General features: G+C 36.2%; 17 protein-coding genes. 2 read left to right on the top strand and 15 right to left on the bottom strand.

Translation table 11 applies throughout. The features are described 5' to 3' along the window. Positions 1-124: 124 nt before the first annotated feature. The 13 genes from C727_RS0109410 to C727_RS0109350 form a co-directional block, all read right to left on the bottom strand. A complete protein-coding gene (locus tag C727_RS0109410) occupies positions 125-1,303 on the bottom strand; it encodes a glycosyltransferase family 4 protein (RefSeq protein ID WP_017445386.1) in 1,179 nt (392 codons plus the stop codon). Between the two features lie 11 nt (positions 1,304-1,314). Continuing rightward, positions 1,315-2,481, bottom strand: a complete 1,167-nt coding sequence (locus tag C727_RS0109405) for a nucleotide sugar dehydrogenase (RefSeq protein WP_017445385.1) — start codon at positions 2,479-2,481, stop codon at positions 1,315-1,317. Positions 2,482-2,623: 142 nt separating this feature from the next. Beyond that, entirely contained in the window at positions 2,624-3,718 is a 1,095-nt protein-coding gene (locus tag C727_RS18265) for a glycosyltransferase (protein WP_017445384.1), read from the bottom strand. Between the two features lie 116 nt (positions 3,719-3,834). Then, entirely contained in the window at positions 3,835-4,734 is a 900-nt protein-coding gene (locus C727_RS0109395) for a hypothetical protein (protein ID WP_162131392.1), read from the bottom strand. A 396-nt stretch (positions 4,735-5,130) separates the two neighbouring features. Beyond that, the gene (locus C727_RS0109390; protein WP_017445382.1) at positions 5,131-6,039 is read right to left on the bottom strand and encodes a hypothetical protein; all 909 of its coding nucleotides are present in this window, start codon (positions 6,037-6,039) and stop codon (positions 5,131-5,133) included. A gap of 79 nt (positions 6,040-6,118) precedes the next feature. Next, positions 6,119-7,240: a polysaccharide pyruvyl transferase family protein gene (locus tag C727_RS0109385; protein WP_017445381.1), complete on the bottom strand. Its 1,122-nt coding sequence runs from the start codon at positions 7,238-7,240 to the stop codon at positions 6,119-6,121. Between the two features lie 35 nt (positions 7,241-7,275). After that, positions 7,276-9,012: a thiamine pyrophosphate-binding protein gene (locus C727_RS0109380; RefSeq protein WP_017445380.1), complete on the bottom strand. Its 1,737-nt coding sequence runs from the start codon at positions 9,010-9,012 to the stop codon at positions 7,276-7,278. Positions 9,013-9,194: 182 nt separating this feature from the next. Next, the gene (locus C727_RS0109375) at positions 9,195-10,079 is read right to left on the bottom strand and encodes an SDR family NAD(P)-dependent oxidoreductase (RefSeq protein ID WP_017445379.1); all 885 of its coding nucleotides are present in this window, start codon (positions 10,077-10,079) and stop codon (positions 9,195-9,197) included. A gap of 3 nt (positions 10,080-10,082) precedes the next feature. Next, on the bottom strand, positions 10,083-11,603 hold the full coding sequence (locus C727_RS0109370) for a lipopolysaccharide biosynthesis protein (protein WP_202803561.1): 1,521 nt from the start codon (positions 11,601-11,603) through the stop codon (positions 10,083-10,085). A 127-nt stretch (positions 11,604-11,730) separates the two neighbouring features. After that, complete coding sequence (locus C727_RS0109365; protein ID WP_017445377.1) at positions 11,731-12,543, bottom strand: hypothetical protein; 813 nt, start codon at positions 12,541-12,543, stop codon at positions 11,731-11,733. Positions 12,544-12,631: 88 nt separating this feature from the next. Then, a complete protein-coding gene (locus C727_RS0109360; RefSeq protein WP_017445376.1) occupies positions 12,632-14,872 on the bottom strand; it encodes a polysaccharide biosynthesis tyrosine autokinase in 2,241 nt (746 codons plus the stop codon). 28 nt (positions 14,873-14,900) lie between these two features. Next, entirely contained in the window at positions 14,901-15,344 is a 444-nt protein-coding gene (locus C727_RS0109355; RefSeq protein ID WP_017445375.1) for a low molecular weight protein-tyrosine-phosphatase, read from the bottom strand. Positions 15,345-15,356: 12 nt separating this feature from the next. Next, the gene (locus tag C727_RS0109350; protein WP_026052657.1) at positions 15,357-16,481 is read right to left on the bottom strand and encodes a polysaccharide export protein; all 1,125 of its coding nucleotides are present in this window, start codon (positions 16,479-16,481) and stop codon (positions 15,357-15,359) included. Positions 16,482-16,876: 395 nt separating this feature from the next. Here C727_RS0109350 and C727_RS0109345 point away from each other — a divergent pair, with 395 nt between their 5' ends. Continuing rightward, on the top strand, positions 16,877-18,721 hold the full coding sequence (locus C727_RS0109345) for an acyltransferase family protein (RefSeq protein WP_017445373.1): 1,845 nt from the start codon (positions 16,877-16,879) through the stop codon (positions 18,719-18,721). A gap of 574 nt (positions 18,722-19,295) precedes the next feature. On the opposite strand, the gene C727_RS0109335 is transcribed toward C727_RS0109345, so the two are convergent. Continuing rightward, on the bottom strand, positions 19,296-20,306 hold the full coding sequence (locus C727_RS0109335) for an NAD-dependent epimerase (RefSeq protein WP_017445371.1): 1,011 nt from the start codon (positions 20,304-20,306) through the stop codon (positions 19,296-19,298). A gap of 173 nt (positions 20,307-20,479) precedes the next feature. Here C727_RS0109335 and C727_RS19030 point away from each other — a divergent pair, with 173 nt between their 5' ends. Further along, the gene (locus C727_RS19030) at positions 20,480-21,040 is read left to right on the top strand and encodes an NUDIX hydrolase (protein ID WP_017445370.1); all 561 of its coding nucleotides are present in this window, start codon (positions 20,480-20,482) and stop codon (positions 21,038-21,040) included. On the opposite strand, the gene C727_RS0109325 is transcribed toward C727_RS19030, so the two are convergent. Then, positions 21,016-22,299: a hypothetical protein gene (locus C727_RS0109325; RefSeq protein WP_017445369.1), complete on the bottom strand. Its 1,284-nt coding sequence runs from the start codon at positions 22,297-22,299 to the stop codon at positions 21,016-21,018. The two genes, C727_RS19030 and C727_RS0109325, sit on opposite strands and share 25 nt — an antisense overlap. Between the last annotated feature and the right edge of the window lie 35 nt (positions 22,300-22,334).

The raw sequence follows: 22,334 nt of genomic DNA, 5'->3' as shown, positions 1-22,334 counted from the left end.
TTAAATTGTTAAATTGTTAAATTGTTAAATTGTTAAATTGTTAAATTGTTAAATTGTTAAATTGTTAAATTGAGCATCTTAATTCATACAAACCTGATCTAGTTGATAATTATGATGTAAACGCTCACTTTTTAAAAAAATTGTCTAATATTTTAATATTTTCGTCCAATGAATATTTCTGTCCACGGATTAATGAACGTTTACGATAATCTGAATACGCCAGTGTGTCTGTGGCTAACAAATCTAGATACCCAGCCAGCTCTTTACTCGCCTTTTGACTGTCATCCATTAATGAAACTGTGCTCTGTAACCCCCACTTTCTCGCTAAAATTTGCGTTGGCCCTGTTGGGCAGCAATTACTAACGATGGGCAAACCCGATAACATAGCCTCTACAACAACGTTTCCGAAGGATTCCCAAAGGGAAGTAAGCAAAAACACATGGTTTTCTACATAAACTTCGTTGATATTTGCGCGCTCTTTTAAAAAATTTACACGATGTATTTCACTAGCACATAATATTTCTTGAGCTAATGGGTGGTTACTATTTAAGTCACTTACGATATTTACTTCTAGTGGTGTAGTGACGCTTTTAAGTATCATGGGAAGATATTCAAACCCTTTTTGGCGACTATTCCGACCAATCAAAAGCACTTTTAGTCTTTCATTATCAGGTTTAAACATCTGATTGTCAGTATATTCGTCAGGAAAAAAGAAGTTAGGAAAGTGGAATAATTTATCCCGTTTTACACCATAGCAGGAAACAAGTTCATCCCCTAAGTCTTTAGAATTTATGTGAATCCCATCTGCTTTTTTATAAAAATGTGCAAATAAATTCCTGACAAACGCAGGTTTATTTTCTAAATCGAATTTAGGGTTTTGACGTTCAGATATTAATGCTCTTTCTCCATGTTTACTGCGCGTAATAATATTGATTAAATTTGGTAAATACATCATAGAATAAGACACATTGATCTTGAGGTTCTTTTTTAAGGATCTTAGTTTCCATATTGCTTTTAATAAATCAGTACATCGCCTTATATTAAACATAAGCCGGTTTCTAGGCTTATGATACTCAGCAACTAACTTACACCCAAGCTTAATTAAATGCACATTATCTGGGATATCTTTAGTTATTGGTAAATCATCGTAAATTACACAATATGTATTAGTATTCTCTTTTTGAGACAAGTATTTGAGTATCTTTCGAGTTGACTCTGCAACCCCACCTCGATACAAGTCTGAAGTTATCACCATTACGTTATTTTGATTTTTTTTATCGTACTTAAACTTTGCGTTTTTCATAAAAAAACCTGTTAATCGCTACCAAACAAGTCTCTGGTATACACTTTGTCGACTACATCTACTAACTCTTTCGGCATTCGGTTAGAAACAATCACATCACAGCTGGATTTAAACTCATTGAGATCGCGGATAACTTTAGAATTAAAGAAGTCATCTTGGTCTAGCACAGGTTCGTAAATAACGACTTCAATGCCTTTAGCTTTGATTCGTTTCATAATGCCTTGAATAGACGACGCACGGAAGTTATCAGAGCCTGCTTTCATAATTAAACGATAAATACCCACACGTTTTGGTGCACGGCTGATAATAGAATCGGCAATAAAGTCTTTTCGCGTGGTATTTGCTTCAACAATGGCTGCGATTATATTATTCGGCACATCTTTATAATTAGCTAACAATTGTTTGGTATCTTTAGGTAAACAATAACCGCCATAACCGAATGATGGATTATTATAATGACTACCAATACGCGGGTCTAAACCAACACCTTCAATAATTTGACGACTATCTAAACCATGGCGTTCGGCATAAGTGTCTAACTCATTAAAATAAGAGACACGCATGGCAAGATAGGTATTAGAAAATAACTTAATTGCCTCAGCTTCGGTTGCATCGGTAAATAGCACATCAATATTTTCTTTTAATGCGCCTTCTACCAACAGATTAGCAAAGGTTTTTGCACGCTCAGATTGCTCTCCAACAATTACTCGAGATGGGTACAAATTGTCGTATAAAGCTTTGCCCTCACGCAAAAACTCAGGTGAAAACATTAAATTATCACAGCCCAGCGTTTCTTTGATTTGTTTGGTATAGCCAACAGGAACGGTTGATTTAATCACCATCACAGCATCTGGATTAATGCTCATCACATCTTTAATGACGGCTTCAACAGAGCGGGTATTAAAATAATTAGTTTCTGGGTCATAATCAGTCGGGGTGGCGATGACAACAAAAGCAGCACCTTTGTATGCTTCTTCTTTATCTAAAGTAGCTTTGAAATTAAGGGGTTTTTCAGCCAAATATTGTTGGATATATTCATCTTCAATTGGCGACTTTTTGGCATTTAATAGATCGACTTTTTCGGCCACAATATCCAATGCAATTACTACGTTATGCTGAGCGAGCAAAACAGCATTTGATATCCCTACATAACCTGTTCCGGCTACCGCTATTTTCATTGTTCCTGATCCTTTGCTATCAATTATTTTTAAATATCCAGTTTTCGAATTAGCTCTAACGTTTTTATCTAGTGTGCACGAGTAATCAGCTTTATTTATATCTACGTTAGTTATCTTTTTAATATTTTAAATATTTAAAATATCAATCAAGCTCTGCTGCACTAATAATCATATTTTTTAACTGCTCTGAAACCCGACTTAACTCAGTTGATTTCGCCATATCAATCGAATTTTTTGAGTACTCAAGATAAATACTTTCGTCCGACAATATTTGTTGTATCGCATTGGAAAAAGCATTTTCGTCTTTGTATGGTACAACCTTACCGTTAACACCATCTTGAACAATCCAAGTTAACGCATCAAACGTGTTATAGGCAACAATGGGTAAACCCTGACTGCGTGCTTCAATAAGCGTTTGACCAAAACCTTCGTAATGTGAGGTCATTAAAAAAACACTGTAATCTTCTAAAATGGCAGCGACATCCTTCGCTTCACCTTTAAATTTAACTTTTTTAGAATCTATCATCGTTAATAAACTGTCCATTTCATGTTTAGCTCCAATTCCATAAATATCCAAGGTGTATTCATCCGGCAAGCCGTTTACAATATTTAGCATACTAGTAAGATTTTTCTGTCTTTCATAGATACGACATATGGTCACTAACTTGTATGTCATTTTTGACTTTATTGCACCGGTAGGAATTCGACAACCACGCGGAATAACACGAGTTTTATTAACTAGTGATGGGTAATGTTCTTTTATAAAGTTTAAATCGTATTCAGTGTATACAGAAAAAAAATCTACATGTTCTTTGTTTAGTTCGAACGCTAGTTTGCCAATACGTTCAAAAAGTTTATCAAATCGATTCGCTTGGACTAAAATAATCTTATTCTTACGTAGGGTGCTTCTTGGGATCAAAGCTAGATGTTCTGGATGAAAGACCAAAATAATTCCGCCTCTATACTTCTTTTTTACAAAGTAGCAATAAACTGCAATCCGCTCCCAAATTTTAGTTAGAGGATTTTTGCTTTTTTGCCCGGAGAAAATCTTGTTATATTCTACCTTTGGATTATCTCCATTTATCTCCATATTGGGCACATCATTGTAAGCCTCAATGAAATCAAAATTATGACCTAATTCTAAGTTTTGAATATGCCGAACTAAACGTTGAATACCACCCACACTTGTTGATTTACTTATATGGTAAGTAATGACTTTAATTTTTTTTGTTTCCATTATTTTCTACCAACCTTATTTGGTATTAAACTTCAAATCTCGCCAGTAAATATAAATTTAACCAAAGTACTAAAACCTTAGGTTGATAGGTATTTACACTCGTAAATAAATATTTTTTAATTGGTATATTTAGCTGATGAAAATTCTGTTGCTTGCAAAGTTTCCGGTTTAACTAAATTAAGAATTGCATACGCCAACAACAGCATTGATGCAGGGTTCTCAATTACATTTCCAGTAATCCCAAAAAATAAAACAAGGCTTAAAATAGCTCGGTAATATGTAGCTCTGCGATCCGAAGTGAAAATAAGATAAAAAAGGTAATAAGAGATCACCAACGAAAATATACCAAACATACAGTACAAATAAACAAACAAATTATCCGCAGTGCTAAGTGGACTTCCATTCAACTTGGCTTGAACTGTACCAATGCCACCGATGCCCAGCCCGAATAACTGAGTAACAGTAGTTTCTAGAAGGCTAAAAGATAAGGGCCAAGTATACTCTGACCTGACTACCAAAGAGAAAAACACTGTAGAACTTCGATCAACGATTGCACCTAAATCTAACAAACCACTTACACACATAACCGGAAAACATATAACTGTAAATAATATCGAAGCAGGAAAAACCTTATCAAAATTATTAGGTAGAAAGCGAGCGATGAAATAGAACAAATATATCAAGACTAAGGCTGCAATGAAAGACTTCGTGTTTGATGCATATACGATATATAAGGAAAAACACACAACAAACAAAGATTGAAGACCTTTGAATCTGTACTCCTTCAGCAAAAGACAAGCAAGTAAACAAACCCAAGACGCCAAAGCAAAAGAGGCATTAGTAAAGCCTGCGTAGCGAACCGTACCGAAGGATGTCCAGTACCTAGCCGCTTCAATTTCAACTCCACCAACCTCGACAACGGCCCCTCTCCACACGGGTACAAAATTCATATCATATATTAGCCCTGCTAAACTGGCAAACAGAAAAAACCAAAGTAAAGTACGGTTACGTGCCAATCGATCAAAAATAGCCTTGTGACATAATACAAATAAAAAAACCGAAATTATCGACGCAAAATATAGGCTCTGGGTTAAACTTTGCGACACTAAAGTCGTGTAGCAAAAATAAAAACCCAAAAACATTATAATCACAAATGCGTGTATATTTTTTAACAATCTTGCTTTGTAAAAGCATGCACAAAACAACAATGCTTTAGGTATATAAAACAAAAAGCTTAAAGAGGCTAAAGACAAAAAAAACCTCAATGGTGCTTGGAACAGATCGGTAATAAAGTACGCAATAAGTATATAGTATAAAAAGTTATCTATATTTAATCGGTTTAAGTTAATCAAACAATCCTCTCAGACTATCTGCTTGATCCATAATTCTTACCTCACTTCGTTAGTTATAAGTTAACTTTGGGATAACTTATCAAACAGATTATACTTAGAGAACACTGCCTGAACTTGAGGATCATTTCTATCTTCATGCACATTTTTCTTCGACAAAGCTATATCTTGTGCATCTTCCAATAATAAAAAGCGCTTATCAAACTCACGATCATCTTTAACTTTTTTATGCACCCTATTGTTTAAAAGTGACATTGCTTTAAACCAAATATCATCGGCGTGAGGAGCCAGCTCTCTAAAAGAGTCAATATCTAAACAGATATCACTTAGAGATTTAGCCGGGTAATACACCCCTCCAACACCAAGGGCAATAATGTTAGCACTTTTCTGATGATCTTTGGTTTCGTATTCCCATTGTCTGTACGGTAATACCTTGCCATTAGCATCTGTAATTATTTTATGAGCTCTGCTACCAATAATCGCATCTGGGTGTTCTAAGTGCTCTCTATATAGGAGTTCAATTGTGTCGTGAGGGTACAAAATATCGTCATCAATTGTAATGATATCTGCATCCGGGAATTCTCTTAACGTAGGGATAAATTTAGTATATGACCGATAATTTTCACAAAAACGTACTTCTAACCCCCGAGTCATCTGTTTTTTTACTAACTCCGGTATCGTATGGCTAGTAAATTCATCTTTATCTAACCATAGAATTACTCTGTTTGGCTTAACTGTTTGTTGAGCGATTGATTCTATAACTAAATGTATATCATGAATTCGTTTACTATATGTTGTCAAGCTAACTATTAACTCATTCTCTGATAATTGTTCATCGGATATTATTCTACTATCAGAAGATAACGCGGCGCTTAATAAAGCACTTCGCCGCACACTCCTGTAAACCTTTGTATCGAACTCTTTTGTTACATTATTTAGATTTTTTACTAATCGTATAATTTTACCTAACACAAACCACCTCAAAAAATACTTACTAAACCCGCTTATAAAACGTACTAATTGTTAACCTTGACCAAGTAAATTTATACTATTAAAAGCCGATCGATTTTCTTAAAAAAACAGCTGCTTTCTGCTTCTCAGCTTCTCTTATCTCATTTACTTTTTCGTAATCTATCGGCGAATTGATCTTTTCTGATGTTAAATCGCTATGAGTTAAAACTAAACGTGACTCTAAACCGAATACTTTAAGTACGGAAGTAAACCGGGAAAGACCTCTTCCTTCATTACCAATTGCAATAAAAGGCTTGTTGAACAAGATTGAAAACACAACCCCATGAAATGAGTCTGTTACTACATATTCAGCGTCCATAAAGCCACGCAACCACTCAGTGACAGGAGGAAATGGATTATTACCTTCTAATATAATCGTGTAAGGATTTAATTCTTTTTCACTAACAACTTGTGCAATCATATTCCTTTTTTCTTGGCTTTTGTCTAAAACATAAACCATCATATTGCCGTTGCTTTTTTTAATTTTGTCTTTTTCTATTAGTTCTATGTAATCGCTAGGGTCAAGCAGCATCGTAGGATCAATAACATGAGTTGCCTGAACACCAAAGTGCTCCTTGCATAATTCAACGCCGCTATCTTCTCTAACTGAAACGCCATCAAACTTATGTAACGCCGCAGAACATTCAGCTAATTGTGACTGTGTGTATTCATTGCAATGATCAACACCAAATGAGGCAGCATACGAGACTTTTTTAATATCACTGTTATTTGCTAGATGGGACAAAAAAAATGACTCTATTCCAGGCGAATATGCGGGCCGCCAAACTTGATCACTGCCAACCACCACTGCATCAAAATTGTAACCATCCAGATAGTTTAATTCATCTACCCCCATTAATTTTTGGGTCGTATTAATATATTCAGCAACAAAACGCCTTGTATTTTTTCCTACATAAGCTTTATTTTCTTCAAAACGAGGCATAAGCTTTTTTAAAGGCTTTCTTAAAATATAACGCCGGACTATATTTGCTAATATAGCTTTGAGCATTTGATTAAGTGTGGGTTGATAATGCTTAGCGACTAAATCTACCGTTAAAACGTTGTGTCCTTGTTTAACTAGATATCGTTGCAATGCAAACGCTTGTAATAGACCACCATAATTATTAGCCAAGGGCTGTGTTAATATCCCAATTTTTTTCATTATATCCACTCTTACTCGAATTAAAATCTTCTTATTTAATTTCTCAAGACCTTTTTAATTGCCTTAATCCCCTTTCGGCCTAGCAGTTTTTTTGCGGTACTTTTCATTCGGTCCCCTTTATCTACAACTACATTTCGAATAGTCTCTAAGGCCAAGCTTTCCTCATCGCTGTCGGTAAATACTTCAAACACCATAGGTTTATCAGTCACACCTTCTACAAAAAACCTTTCACTAACGCTTTTAACTTCTTCTTTTGTACTTGCCGTCATATACTCAAAGCCCAAGTTTTGTGCGTAGTCTTTAACAAGTGTTTTAGATTTATTGCCATAATGCCCAGCCGCAGCAATATGTTGGTCGGCAGATTCGCCAAAATAAGCCGCATTATGGTTGTATTGGCGGAATTCAGTTCCCTTGCCGTTATTGATAATCAGTATTCTTACATTATTCTGTACGTTACGGTTGCCAGTGACATTCATGTCGTAGAAAAAAGCCAAATCACCTAATATACAAAAATATAATTTTTCTGGGTTCACAAGCGACGAACCAACTAAAGTTGACAACACCCCATCTATCCCAAATCCACCGACATTTGAAGTCGTATCGACGCTTTTATCAATATCAAAAAAGTTCCAAGATCGTAAGCTATTTAAAATTCCAAAATGAACAAATGAGTTTTTTGGTATTTTGTGCGCAAGGTTTTTCGCTAACCAAATATTTGAAAGTGGTAATTCTGGCACTAATTGTTTTGCAGACTGCAATATTTGCTGGCAGCTATCATAGTAGTTTTGGCATGCCTCATTGTCAGCGATATAAGACCTAAAAAAGTCTATTTCCTGCATCTCAAAAACATGTTTAAGCTTTCTAAAAGTGTCTCTTATCTCACCATCTGGGTTGACTCGCCAGACCTCACTACCAAACATTTTTAAACTTGCATAGTCCCCACTTACCTCTCCAATGTGTATAAGTACATCAGGTTTAAAGACACTAAAGTCAAAACAATCTTGAGAAGCAACAAGAGAAAATTGTACCCTGTATTTACCATGGTAACCACTAGTGTGGTCACAAAATACGACCGCATCATTAGTTGCACAAAATTGATCTAAAACTTCTGTTTCCTCTATGCTCCACTTTTTATGCGCGCCAATAAACACAGCGATGCGCCCAGAAAGTTCAGGCAACTGACTTGTTGAATCAATCCGAGTAATTTGTCTGCAATCCGGTAGCTCGGCTTTTTCAAACGGTAGGGTATATGTAGTAGGTAAATTAATATGAACCGGTCCACCACCATGTCGGCTTAATTCTAATATTGCTTTGTTAATTTTAATTTCACAATCCCAATAGTCATCAGCATCTTTTACTATTGGTAATTCAACACTTAGCTTAGCTATATCATTTTGAATTAAGCTTCTGTCAATTACTTGAGCAATATGATGTCCAACTCTCATTGTTGCTTGAGAAGACGTAACGGCTAATATTGGTAACTTTCTATAATATGCTTCTGTTAAACCCGGTAAATAGTTTCGAGAAGCCGTTGCACCTGTACAACTAATAACAACAGGCTCCCCACTTTCTTCAGCTAAGCCACAAGCAATGTAAGCCGCGGAGCGCTCATCAACAGAAGAATATACTTTAAAAAATGGGTCATTCTGTATACTCCCTATAAATGCAACATTCGTTGCTCCTGGTGAGCTTACAACATTTCTAATACCATGTGCTTTAAGCAACGAAATAAGTATCTTTACGTTCTTTTCTTTGGTGATCATATTATTCATTTAAACATCCATTAAAATATCCGGTGATAGTCATATCTGGCCCGTAGTTTTTTAGGTCAGCTTTTAAAATAATTTAGTTTTTTTATTCCCCTTGAACACCATATTGTTTATATTCTAAGCTTTTTTAACAATAAGCAACTCGGAAATATCCTGTCTCTATAATAAAATTGATATTCGAAATATCAAAGAGTATAACCGCCGTCACATACAATGGTTTGTCCTACGATAAAGTTCGCTGAATCACTCATTAAAAAACCAGCTAGCTCTGCAATTTCTTCTGGGGTTCCAAATCGTTTAGCTGAGGTTTTTGAGTCGTATAAATTGGCGTCAGCACCTTTGCCTAGCATTGCCGTTGCAGTTCGACCTGGTGCAATACCGTTCACGATTATACCATGCGGATATAACCTTTTGCCTAACCCTTCTGTTAAACCAACAACATCCCATTTTGTCGTACCGTAGGGTATTGAGACACCATAAAATCCACTGGTTGAAGATATGTTTATAATCTTACCCTCTGATTTTCGATCGATCCAATGGTTTGCTACAAGCTGGCTTAAAAAATAAATGGCCTTAGAGTTAACCGCATAGGTTTTATCCCAAGTATCTTCATCCACAGTTAAAAACTCTTGCTTTAGAAGTACACCGGCATTATTGATGAGTATATTTAAGTTCCCATTTAAAAGGCCATTTGCTTCGAGGAACTTTGCTTTAAGAACACTAAAGTCACTGACATCCCATTGGATCACCTTCAGTCTTTCGCTATTTATTTCTGCTTTAGCTTGCTGGAGTTTTCTTAAATTCCTGCCACTGATAACAACAAAGGCGCCTTCACCGATAGCCTTTTTGGCGATAGCAAAGCCTATACCGCTGGCTCCACCTGTTATTAAAATATTTTTATTTTTAAGAGACTCGTATCTATTGACAACTGAAATATTAGCATAGGTCACACCTCCATCTCTGAAATAGATTTTTAATACTTTTAAAAATTTAATCGGTAACAATAAAAACTTTACTAACTTATTTACTGGCCACAGACGTTGTCTTTTATCGGTCGTTGTTACTTTCATATATTATTTCCTAACAAAAAACTTATCACCTAAAAATTGCCTTATTTTATGGCGCCAAGTAGCATCTAACCCAATAAAATACATTGCAACTGTCGACAAAATCATACAAATCGCTACATTAATGGTTGTAAAAAGAAACCCATTAGGGGTTTGGCTGCTTATAAACCAAGATGGTGTCGCAGAAACTATTACTAACAAAATCATAGGGTTGAACGTATTCTTAAGAAACGCGAGTTTAGACAAGCCGATTTGTTTAGAAACTATAAATAGCCTAGCCACAAACATTGCAATGTTTACGAGAATTGCAACAATAAACACGCTATAGGCGGGATACCCTAAATCTAAAATCAGGTAAGCAATGAAAAAAATTGAGATCTGCATAAACCCAAGTGTTAGCTCATATTTTTTCATTTTACCATAAGCTCTCGCTGCGGAACTTATAGGAAGGCTTATTGAAAAAATCAGTGACTCTACTAAAGCGAGTTGAGTGAACACCACGGCCTGTTCGGGCATAGTTGTAAGCCATAGATTAAGGATATATTCCATTTCAATAATCAATGGAAGAACAAAAATCCACATTAAAAAGAATGTAATCTTTGAGCCATTAAAAATCAAAGAATCAAGTTCTTTTTGGTTACCACTTGCGTAGTTTTTTACAATAGGGGGGTATAAGCTAGTATTAAAATTACTCGAAAAAATATTCACTTTAGATGAAATAGTTAGAGCTATTGCTCTGGCTGCTGCAACGCTTGGATTAAAAAATTGATTGATTAAAATTGTTACTGCTTGAAACCTAAACACGGTTGTTAACTGCCCGTACAAACTCCAGCCGGTAAATGAAAATATCTCTTTAAGCAGAGCTTTGTCCCAATAAATTTTTTTTAATTGACATTCAGGATATTTTTGAAAACAGACCGCTCCATACACAATAAAAATTATAATCGTTACTATCAACAACAAAATCCCATAAACTACAAGCTTGTCTCCCGGCAAGTAAGTTAATAAAATAACAGCAAATAACCTTAATAAACCTTCTATAATAGAAATAAAAGCGAAGTAGTGCATATCCTCATGCGCGGTTATAACAGCAATTAAAGGCGCTGTAAAAACCGTAAAAACAAAGGTAATAACGGAACAGTGAAATAGCATAATGGCTGAATCAACTCGCTCACGTGGAATATTCAAATGATGATTTATAAACCACATACCGAGACTTTCTAAAAGCGCAATCGTAACTATTGCAACTAAACAATAAATAAATACATTTACGCAAAATACAGTTTTTAAACGTTCAAAATCATGTTTACCTAATGCAAACGCAAAAAAACGTTGCGTTGCTGAGGCCATACCAGTATTTAAAAACGTACAGAGCGTTACGATTCCGGCAATAACGCTATATACTCCATAATCTTCAACCCCTAAAGTATCTAAAACAACCCGTACTGTATACAAACTGACAAATAACAAAAGTATTTGCCTGAAATAGAGCATCATTGTATTTTTTAGGATTTTTTTACTGAACACTGGGACATACTTCCTATTATTAAATAATCACTTTTAACCGGATCCATGTCGAAAATAGTTAAACTATGACAGAGGTGGATGACCTTCTCATCCGTTCTCTAAGACACTTTTCGATTAACACCAGAACTCAGTTTTTATCCATCAATGCGAGGTATTCTTTTAACTCTTCATCACATCCGTGCTGAAAGTAAAAATGCTTATCACTAAAATCTATTGGCCTTTTTCGACCGTATCCTATCGGTAAACTATCGTAATTCATCAGCTTCCTAATCAATTTACGCCCTATCTTTGTTAATATAATATTACCTTTCGAGATATTTTGCGCTTCATAAAAAAATGCTTCAGGTAGACTCATCGCAATTTTTGATGTACACATTGCAAATTTCATTTCTGGAGTAATGAGATTATCTATTGATTGAATATTTGTAAGCTTTTCCAAAAAAGAAGGAATTAAATCTGTTTTCATTATCATTAATGATTGTTGCATCGGCTGTGGGGTACCTTCACCATGTCCAAACATGATGCCACCTTTCATTTCATCAATACAACGTTCAACAATTCCATCACCATAAATTAACGCATCCTGTTCAATATACACCCAATAATCAACCTCACACGTAAGTGCGTAAACCATTCCCATCACGTGCGCTCTAGTAACACCTGCGTATTTACCTATATGATTAGTTGCATGACCAGCGTTGCAGTCGAGAGATACCAGTTCAATTCGGGGATCTAAAAAAGCGTCTGGTTTGATCGGTGATGCTGAATCAACTATAAGTATTTTTTTGGGGCTTGTATACTTTACAACGCCTTGCAACCATAATTTAAAAAAGTCTTTGGTTCTTAATTTATCGTCACCAATGAGCTCAGCGCGAGTATCATCCATTTTATTTTCTGGACACCACCATCCAGTCGTTACGACGTATTTATACTTTTCCACTGATTTTTCCCTTTAAATCCAGCAATATGAAATCACATATTTAGAATTATATTTTATTTTTAACTTTCAGGCGAAACACTAAATTTAATCATTGTTTATTTGAGTTATCTCTATATTCATAAGTGTAATATCCATATCCATATCCATATCCATATCCACCTGCTTTTCGTTCTACTGCATTAAAGATAACACCTTTAATGTCAATTCCGTTTTGTTCAAAGCGTCTTGCAGCAACTTCGATTTCCTTAAGTGGGTTTAACCTAAATCGAGTCACTAACATACTGGTTCCAGCCAACTTACCAACAATCGAAGCGTCAGTTACCGCCAAAACTGGCGGCGTATCGATCAACACAAGATCATACGTCTCACTAAGCTCAATCATCAACTTAGTGAATTTTTCGCTCATCAATAGTTCAGACGGATTAGGTGGTACGGTTCCATGACCTATAACGCTTAAGTTCTCCACATAACTCTCTATTTCGAGTTCATTGCGTTGTAATTGCCCTGCAAGATAATCACTTAAGCCCTTCTCGCTTTCTAAACCAAACATCTTATGTACGTAACCTTTGCGCATATCCGCATCTATTAACAGCACTTTTTGGCCTGCTTGCGCAACCGTAGCTGCTAAATTAGCAGAAACAAAAGATTTACCGACTGCAGGGCTTGGACCAGATATCATAACAATATTATTTTTTGCTTCCATCATGGCAAAATGTAGCGACGTACGGAGACTACGTAAAGCCTCTACTGATAAATCCGTCGGTGCACTTACAGCTAGCAGCTTTTTATTATCTTCTGTTAATTGCTTAAATTTCCGACCAAATTTTTTCTCCAAACTTTCTTGACTGTCCGAATACGGGATCGCCGCATAAACCGGCAGACCTAACTCTTCAATTTGCTCTGGGTTTTCTACACCACGATTAAACATAGCTCGGACCAAAACAACTACAATACTAATTAACCCACCTAAAATAAAAGCGACTATTACAATCAGCTTTTTCCTAGGCTTTACAGGTTCCTTTGTATTTACAATCGCTTCATCAATAATTCTTACATTACCAATTGTCCCCGCTCTTATAATATCCAATTCTTGAATATTATTTAGCATTTGAGTGTAAATTTCGGTGCTTACCTCAACATCTCGACGCAAGCGTAAAAGTTCTTGCTGAGTTTTAGGTAGTGACTTTACTTGCTGCTGATAGCTCTCTCGCTTTTCGTTCAGCTCATTTAACTGTGACTGCAACGCTTGAAACGTGGGATGATCCGGTTTGAATTTCCGTTCGATATCTACTTTTTTTAATTGCAAGCCCGAAATTTGCTTTTCGACTTCGACTATCTGGGTCAATAATGACTCTGTTTCAGCTTGGATGTTGACAGACTCTGCACTCACTTGATAATCATTAAATTTTTGTTCAGCTTTTTCTAACTGTAACTTTAACTCAGGCAGTTGGTCTTTTAAAAAGTCTAAGCTTTTGGTCGCCTCTGCTGAGTTTCTCTCTACGTTTTGTCTAACATAGAGTCTTGATATCGCATCAACAACCAACCGAGCTCTTTCCGGAATATGGCTATCGTGAACGACCTCCAAAATACCTGAGCTTTTTCCTTTTTCATTTACTGCGATTGCTTTTTGGTAACTCAATACTGTTTGTAGTTTAGGTAGTTTAGCTATAACAAACTCTGTTTCAGGGTGAGCAACGATTTCTTTAACAGTAATTTCAAAACCATTTTGCTTTACCGATGTCTTTACACTCCCAGATAGCAGTACATCATCATCATAAGTGACATCAAATTCATCGTTACCTTTGTAAATAAAGCTAAGTGGCAGCCCCCTATAAAATGGAGGAACCTTCAGTTTAGAAATAACTAAACGCTCACCACCCCATGCGTATCCTTCCATCCAAGATTCAATTAATTGCCCACTATCACTACCATTTTTACGATAAATAAAATTCCCAAATATCGGGTAAAAATTAGGTTCAACATAAATATCTAAATTCAGTTGGTCAACAGCTTTACCAACAACGGAACGAGACCTTATTAGCTCGATTTCAGTAACCGAGTCACTTTCGGTAGTAAACATATCCCCCATTTCGCTAAGTGCAGGTACGCCAGACGACTTTTGTTCGATTTGGATAACTGCGTTCGCTCGATAAAAGGGCTGACTAAACAATGCATAAGCAACCCCTAATAAAGTAAAAAAGCCCGTAAAAGCTATAATAAAAACTTTTTGTTCAAACAGTTTCCCTACCAAACTCATTAAGTCAATTTCATCTTCATTGCTTTGATTATCAAACCGAGGTGATTTTTTTATCGTATTTTTTTGTGTCATGCTTGTAGTCTTATATTAAAATGAGTTTTTAGAGATACTTAATCCATTTAGCTATGCAGTCATCAATTAAATTAATTGCGTATTCAAAGGCATCACGAGATTGCCGATACGGGTCAGGTATTTCCTTATCGCCAATCCATTTGCCTAACAGCATAGTTTTACCACGTGCATGCGGGGCCAATTTAGAAATATCTTCCAAGTGACGACGTTCCATCACCAAAACTAATTCTGCCTCGTTTATTAGACCACGGGTTAATTGACGAGCTTTGTGATTAGTTATATCAATCCCTCTGGTCTCCATTAGTTCAATACTTGTTTTATCAGCTGGTTTATCCACCAAAGCTGATATTCCCGCAGAATGGACTTTTTTACCAGGTTTACTCGCTTCCGCTAGTGCTTTAATTAAAGCTCCTTCAGCAGCCGGAGACCGACATATATTACCAACGCATACAACCAATATATTATCAAACATAGTAAAATCCGCTTAATCGTTGTCAACTAACCTGTCTTTTGCTAACCCTGTGTAATATAAAGCCTGCACCGTTGGCATAATTTGGCTTAGAACTCTGTTCCATCTTGCAACAGGCGCGGCAGTAACATATATGATATCGCGTGGTTCTAACGTAAACGCATCAGCCAACAACAAAGCAGTTGCATCGCTGGCATTTAATTGATACACATCTGCGACTTTGTTAGTTTCTTGCGCTCTGCGCAACACAAAAATACCAGAAGCGTCGGCGGTTAATTCGTTAAAACCGCCAGATGTAGCTAATGCCTCAGCTAAACTCATGCCGTTCCTTTCAATTCGCAGTGTTTGTGGTCTACCGACTTCACCCAACACAAAAACTTTGGCAGCATCATTACGGTTTACATGAATTATATCGTTTGGATACAATAATCTATTTTTAGATATGTCACCCTCTTGGTATAGCTGCTGGATACTGATAATTTCTTCTCGCCCACCTCGAGTTAAAACGACATTCTCCCAGTCTGCCATTTGTGAAATCCCTCCTGCCTGATTTAGCGCATCAACAAGAGTTAGTGGAACATTGGTTATTGGGAAATTACCGGGTTGCTTAACTTCGCCCGTTACATAAACACGCTGAGACCGGAATGCAGCTACCCTAACGTCAATTTGTGGGTTTTCAATATATTTACTTAGCCTAGAGATTAACAAATCACGTATTTCCCCAGCAGTTTTCCCTACGACAGAAATTTTACCTACGTATGGGTAAAATAAAGTGCCATCATTATGAATGATATTACCTGCCTCTTCTGCGGAGCGTTGGGAGCCCGCTGGTATTGTTAATTCAGGATGGTCCCAAACAGTGATATTTAACACATCCCCTGGGCCTACATAGTATTCATAATTATTAATCTGCTTTTGGAGCTCATCGTTAGTGGCAATTGGACGTCGTTCTTCGTCTGCTTTTAACGGTATTTGGTTTATGGCAAAAACATTTACTTTATCCGAAAGCTCCTCACCACTCGAGGATAAAACGTTTTTGTCTATTGCTCTGTGAGCAATATGGCCACCGGGGACGGCACACGCCGACAATAATATACATAGGGACAACGGCAATACTTTGCACTTCAATGTTTTATTCATCCTGTACTCGATCTTGTTATCTTACAAACTCGAGCATAATAACCTGAACCAATTTTAATACCAACCTTTTCGGGCTTTAAATTTTCAATAAATGGGCAACAGTACCGTTTACACTAGCGAAAACATATTTTCAAAAAGGAACCACTACCGACGCAAACGAAATTGAATTGGTTAGGCATTGCGGAAATCTTTATTTACAAATTTATCATTGAGTAGTAAATTCATGATGTAAAGTGTATGCGTGTTTTAAAACTTGGATAAAACTCTGCATTCTTAATTCGATAGTTGCAGAGACCTAAATGGTTCTATTTTACATCAGTTTGGGTTTCATTGGCTTATATGCATGAATTTTATCGACTCAACAAATAAACGTAAAATAATAAAGGGTTTAAATTTTGAAGTTTAGAAAGGATATTAACGGATTAAGAGCTATAGCTGTAATTTCGGTAGTTTTATTTCACTTTAACCCAGATTGGGTACCAGGTGGGTTTGCTGGAGTAGATGTATTTTTTGTAATTTCAGGCTTTTTAATGACCTCCATTATTTTAAGTGGTTTAGAAAGTCAATCTTTCAACTTAGCGAAATTTTATATTGCAAGAGCAAACCGAATTATTCCCGCTTTAGCAATGCTTTCAGCAGTGTTACTGGCCTTCGGCTTTATTCTATTAACAAATATTGATTATGCCGTATTAGGCAAGCATGTCGCTAGTAGCATGTTGTTTATATCTAATATCGGCTATTGGTTTGAAGCGGGTTATTTTGATTCAAGGTCACATGAAAAATGGCTGTTACATACTTGGTCATTATCAGTTGAATGGCAGTTTTACATTTTATATCCTATCGTTTTAAAAATTTTAGCTTCTTTTTTATCAATAAATAACCTGAAAAAGTTACTTCTAATTTCAACAATAGTTCTATTTGCTCTGAGTGCGTATGCTACCTATAAGTCACCACAGGCTTCTTACTTTCTTCTGCCCACGAGAGCTTGGGAAATGATGGTAGGCGGTATTGCTTTTTGTTATCCAGTCGCACTTTCAGCCAGAGTTGGTAAAGTCACAGAGTTGCTTGGTATTTTGATGATAGTCGTTGCATATGTATATATTACGCCGGATGATTATTGGCCTGGTTACTTGGCGGCCCTCCCCGTTGGTGGTGCTTTTTTAGTCATTTTGGCGTCTAGGGAATCTAGTATCTTTACTTCTAATTTTTTGTTCCAGTATTTGGGTAAGTGGTCTTATTCCATTTATCTTTGGCATTGGCCGTTGGTTGTTCTAATTTACTGGTATTCGTTAGACTCGCTTTATATATACCTGGGCATTTTACTATCTATTGTACTTGGTTTTTTGAGTTATAAATACATCGAAGCATATAGATTCAAAGGCGATTTTAGAAGCTTTATGTCATTAATCAATTGTAAACCTATTCTTTTTTCGATTGTAATATCATTAATAGGTTATGGCGTTTATACGAGTGAAGGACTTGATGTCAGGTTCAGTCCTGAGACAAGACTAAAGTATAAAGAAGCTTTTGAAGCGCATAAAGATGAAGAATACCCCGAACCAAACTTAGTCATTGGAGGTAATTTAATTCGTTTTATTGAAGGCACTTCGGATGAAAACATATTATTTATTGGTGCAAGTCATATCGCGCAAACTTACCCTTATGCTAAAATAAATCATGGCAAATACAACGTATATTATTTAACTGAACACGGTTGTTTCTTGACACCATCATTTAAAAAAGGTGTTCAAGACTGCAGCAATATTCAAAACTACAAAGCTTTGTTTCAGAACATTAATTTTAGCAAAGTTGTTACATCTTTTTATTTATTCAGGGCCGCTATCCCCGAAGATGAAGTCCAAGCAGAAGCCGTTGTCGCTAACAGGATTAAAGAGTATGACGAATTTCTAAAGTTCGCTAAGCAGCACACCGATGAACTTTATTTAGTATTGGGGGAACCGACTGGGGATGAATTTGACCCTAAACTTTCGATCCGACATGGTTTATCCCTTTTTGTGACTAAACAAGCTATGGTAGAAAGTCATGAAGTAAGCTACAAGGCTCTAGAAAAACTGAAGGAGTTACAGGATGTTGTGATCATAGACCCTCTGGAGTTTTTTTGCACAGACATTTGTCCGACTATAGGTGAAAATGGCAAATATATTTATTATGACAAGACACATTATCGGCCTTGGTTTGCAGTAGAACACTTAACCTTTTTGGAACCAGTATTCAAGTAGAAAAATTACTCTGCAATATACAATAGAACCAGTCGACATTTTTCCTGAAACGGTTTAAATCTGATATCAAGCCTAAATAAAGCAAGTTCAGAGGATTTACCGTTTCGGAACAAACCCAATGTTACAATGGAAATACAGGGTGGCAAAATTAATTCATATCCTCATCACTATCTAACACTGAGCCTAAAGCCTCGCTAATGAAAGGGTAAGCTATAGGCTCTTCGTCCTATCCCCTTTTCTATAAATTGTGTCTAAAGTACTTTATCGGGGCGCTTGACAAAACCAACCTCATATTTTTGGCGAATTTGTAACTCTAAGCTGTAAGTTTTTAACTCCCCCATTCAAAGGAACATTATTTACGCGGCCTCTAAGCAATACAAAACGATTCTATAAACAAATACGTGTGTACTGCTGGAGGCTCAATTCACGTATACGAAGATTATATTTAACTCATAAAGTTACTTATAGACAGATGAAAAAATAAGTAACTTGCACACTTAATAAATAGTCAATACATTTGATTGATGTCTATTTTTTACTTACCTTCTTGAAAAACGCTCCTAGTAAGTTTGCACTAAATTATTTGATAATAACTTTGGTACCAGTCTACAAACTTTTTAACGCCTGCTTCTACTGATACTGACGGTTTATGCTGCGTGACTCTTTCAAGGTCATCTGTGTCGGCCCAAGTTTTATAAACATCGCCAGGTTGCATGTCCATAAAGTTCTTTTTAGCTTCTTGCCCTAACGCTTTTTCAATGGCTTTAATAAAGTCCATTAATTGCACTGGTGAGCCATTGCCTATGTTATAAACATAATAAGGGGCGGAACTGTCTTTAGCTGAACCTGATTCAGGTGTCCAGTCTTTTTGGCCGGTGGGAATGTTATCGGCTACCCGTAAGATACCTTCAACTATATCATCTATATAGGTAAAGTCGCGTGCTAAATTACCATTGTTGTATACGTCTATCTCGCGCCCTTCTATAATGGCTTTGGTAAATTTAAACAGCGCCATGTCTGGACGTCCCCATGGACCATAAACGGTAAAAAACCTCAGGCCAGAAGTTGGAATATTATATAAATGCGAGTAGGTATGGCTCATTAACTCGTTGGCTTTTTTAGTCGCCGCATACAAAGAGATAGGATGATCTACCGAGTCTTCGGTCGCAAAAGGCATTTTGCTGTTTAAACCATATACTGAGCTGGATGAGGCATAAACTAAGTGTTTTACTTGGTTATGGCGGCATCCTTCTAAAATAGATAAATGACCAACCAGGTTTGAATCGGCATAAGCAAAAGGGTTGTCCAGTGAATAACGAACACCTGCTTGGGCGGCTAAATGAATCACTTGATCAAACTTTTCTTTTTTAAAGAGTTCGGCCATGCCTTCTCGGTCGGCTAAATCGATAAACTTAAAAGTAAATTCGCTGTATTTTTCGAGTTGTTTTAAGCGATCTTTTTTAAGGTTAACATCGTAATAATCGTTGAGGTTATCAATGCCGGTAACCTGATGGCCTTGCTGCAATAGTTTTTCTGACGTGTGATAGCCGATAAAGCCGGCTGCACCTGTTACTAGGTATTTCATCTTGTGTCCCTTGATGTTTTTTATTTAGTTTATAAGACAAAATTATTTATACAAGTGAGCTTTAACGATTACAGTTCGAACGGAATACTTAGTTTACCAATATATTTTAAAAAATTGACTCTTTAACATGTTTAAAATATTTTTGCGTTAAATTAATTAGTAAGGAAAAAAACATGGCTCTAAATAAAGGAGATCACAAACTGGGTGAAATAGAAATAACACAAGAGAATATAGAGTTTAGTAATCAATATGCTACTTTATATAACGATGATGTTATTTTTCCAAACGGTTCTAATGGGAAGTACCTAAGATTTGTGTGGAAAGCACCTTATGGGGTTATGATTTTTGCGTCAACGAACGATGGCAGCATAGTATTAATTAAAACCTACCGCCACGAAAACCGGGCTTGGTCACTTGAGGTGCCCAAAGGCTTTGGAGAAGTAGATCTTTCTCCACTTGAATGTGCCCAGAAAGAATTAAAAGAAGAAACGGGTTTAACTGCAAATAAGTGGCAATTGTTTAAAACATTAAACGAAAAGTCTTATCCTACGTATATTTTTTTAGCGAAACTCGATAATCTGCACAGCAATTTATCAAAACAAGAAAACAGTGAAGCAATTAGCGAGGTAAAAATTATTCCGAAACGATCACTACCTGAGTTATTGCACAATGAGTTGGTTTTTGACCCAATTACCCTATTTTTTATTAGTTATTCGATGCTTACCGATGAATAAATGGTCTCGTTAAATTCTCCTGAGGTTAACTTTTCGGCACGTATTTTTTTAGCCGTATCATTGGCTGACAACTCGGTGATTAGCTTGTGGTGCTCTCTTTGCATTTTTACAGCGTTTCGGCTTTTAACAAGATCTATTGCGCCGTTTGCGAACATGTTAGATATGGTTAAAGCACCAGATGATGCTATGTCTGTTAACGTTAAACCAAATGAGAAAACACCTGCCTCTTGAGTCATTTTTAATATTGGCTCTAAATATCTTGATAATTTAGAGTTTTTACCTGTTGCTTTACCTAAGTGTTTACGTACTATGTATTGGTCGATTTCAGTTTGGTAGGCAATTAAGCTATCAATCGCATTGTTAAAATCGGCCTCTTCCGTCACACCACCAGTAACATAACGAATATAGGTTTTAAAAGCCCTAGTTTGACGTAGAAACAATATATCTTCGATAGTTAGCTTTTCTAACGCTTTTTCATATGTGCTCAAATGTAAATCTGTACTGATTGCAATTTTTTCTCTCGGTATCTGAACACTGGCCTTTTTAGGAAACGCCAAATCGAAGCTGTTTTTGTGCAATGGAGAATAAATAGGATTAGAGCTTAATACCTTTGGCAACCCTGTTACGTAGGGCGCATCTGAAAATTGAATAATAACATCCTTATACTCTTGCCAGATATTGGATTGACCAATACCTGCAAGATCTTGCTCAAGATTTTTTTGCATAAAGACGCGGCCTAACCCTTTGTCTCTTTCTCTTTCGATAAATAAGCGCTCCAATATTATTTTATGAGCGTCAGGGGCAAAGTGTTCTTTAGCTTTTTCACTATTAAAAAGTTCAAAGATATTGTTTGTGTAGGATTCGCGTAAATCTTTATAGGTGTACGGTGTTAGCGTACAGTTTTCATTTAAAAAATCTAAATCGTCATCCCGCACAAAATAATCAATCGGTAAGTTCTGTTTTTTTTCACGTAGGAATGCATTTCGAACATCAGTTAAACGACTAGGTGACTGATTCGGATTAGTATGACGCACTGCTATTGAGAGAAGTTTACTGCTAATTAATTCTTTAAAATTATCATCTGTTTGTATTAACTGTCTGAAATTTGCTGAGTTAACCGCTTGAGCATCAGATATCATTAGGCTCTGATTAAACAATAATCCATGTTTGAAATGAGATACAAATGAACTCTGAAAAGCCAGGTCTTTCGAAATCGGCAATTCTGTATCGGCTAACATCCAATATGAAGGTTTTGTCATCGTTTCCAGTATCCTTGCTATTTCTTAACAAATTA

Origin of the sequence: Gayadomonas joobiniege G7 (assembly GCF_000300815.1) — a bacterium.
Lineage (GTDB): Bacteria > Pseudomonadota > Gammaproteobacteria > Enterobacterales > Alteromonadaceae > Catenovulum > Catenovulum joobiniege.
This window is presented reverse-complemented; position numbering and strand designations above follow the sequence as displayed.

Excerpts from the sequence above, each read along its gene's own strand:
- C727_RS0109335 (WP_017445371.1), bottom strand. The coding sequence starts at position 20,306 with ATGAAATACCTAGTAACAGGTGCAGCCGGCTTTATCGGCTATCACACG.
- C727_RS19030 (WP_017445370.1), top strand. The coding sequence starts at position 20,480 with ATGGCTCTAAATAAAGGAGATCACAAACTGGGTGAAATAGAAATAACA.
- C727_RS0109375 (WP_017445379.1), bottom strand. The coding sequence starts at position 10,079 with ATGAAAGTAACAACGACCGATAAAAGACAACGTCTGTGGCCAGTAAAT.
- C727_RS0109325 (WP_017445369.1), bottom strand. The coding sequence starts at position 22,299 with ATGACAAAACCTTCATATTGGATGTTAGCCGATACAGAATTGCCGATT.
- C727_RS0109350 (WP_026052657.1), bottom strand. The coding sequence starts at position 16,481 with ATGAATAAAACATTGAAGTGCAAAGTATTGCCGTTGTCCCTATGTATA.
- C727_RS0109355 (WP_017445375.1), bottom strand. The coding sequence starts at position 15,344 with ATGTTTGATAATATATTGGTTGTATGCGTTGGTAATATATGTCGGTCT.
- C727_RS0109410 (WP_017445386.1), bottom strand. The coding sequence starts at position 1,303 with ATGAAAAACGCAAAGTTTAAGTACGATAAAAAAAATCAAAATAACGTA.
- C727_RS0109360 (WP_017445376.1), bottom strand. The coding sequence starts at position 14,872 with ATGACACAAAAAAATACGATAAAAAAATCACCTCGGTTTGATAATCAA.
- C727_RS18265 (WP_017445384.1), bottom strand. The coding sequence starts at position 3,718 with ATGGAAACAAAAAAAATTAAAGTCATTACTTACCATATAAGTAAATCA.
- C727_RS0109385 (WP_017445381.1), bottom strand. The coding sequence starts at position 7,240 with ATGAAAAAAATTGGGATATTAACACAGCCCTTGGCTAATAATTATGGT.
- C727_RS0109380 (WP_017445380.1), bottom strand. The coding sequence starts at position 9,012 with ATGAATAATATGATCACCAAAGAAAAGAACGTAAAGATACTTATTTCG.
- C727_RS0109405 (WP_017445385.1), bottom strand. The coding sequence starts at position 2,481 with ATGAAAATAGCGGTAGCCGGAACAGGTTATGTAGGGATATCAAATGCT.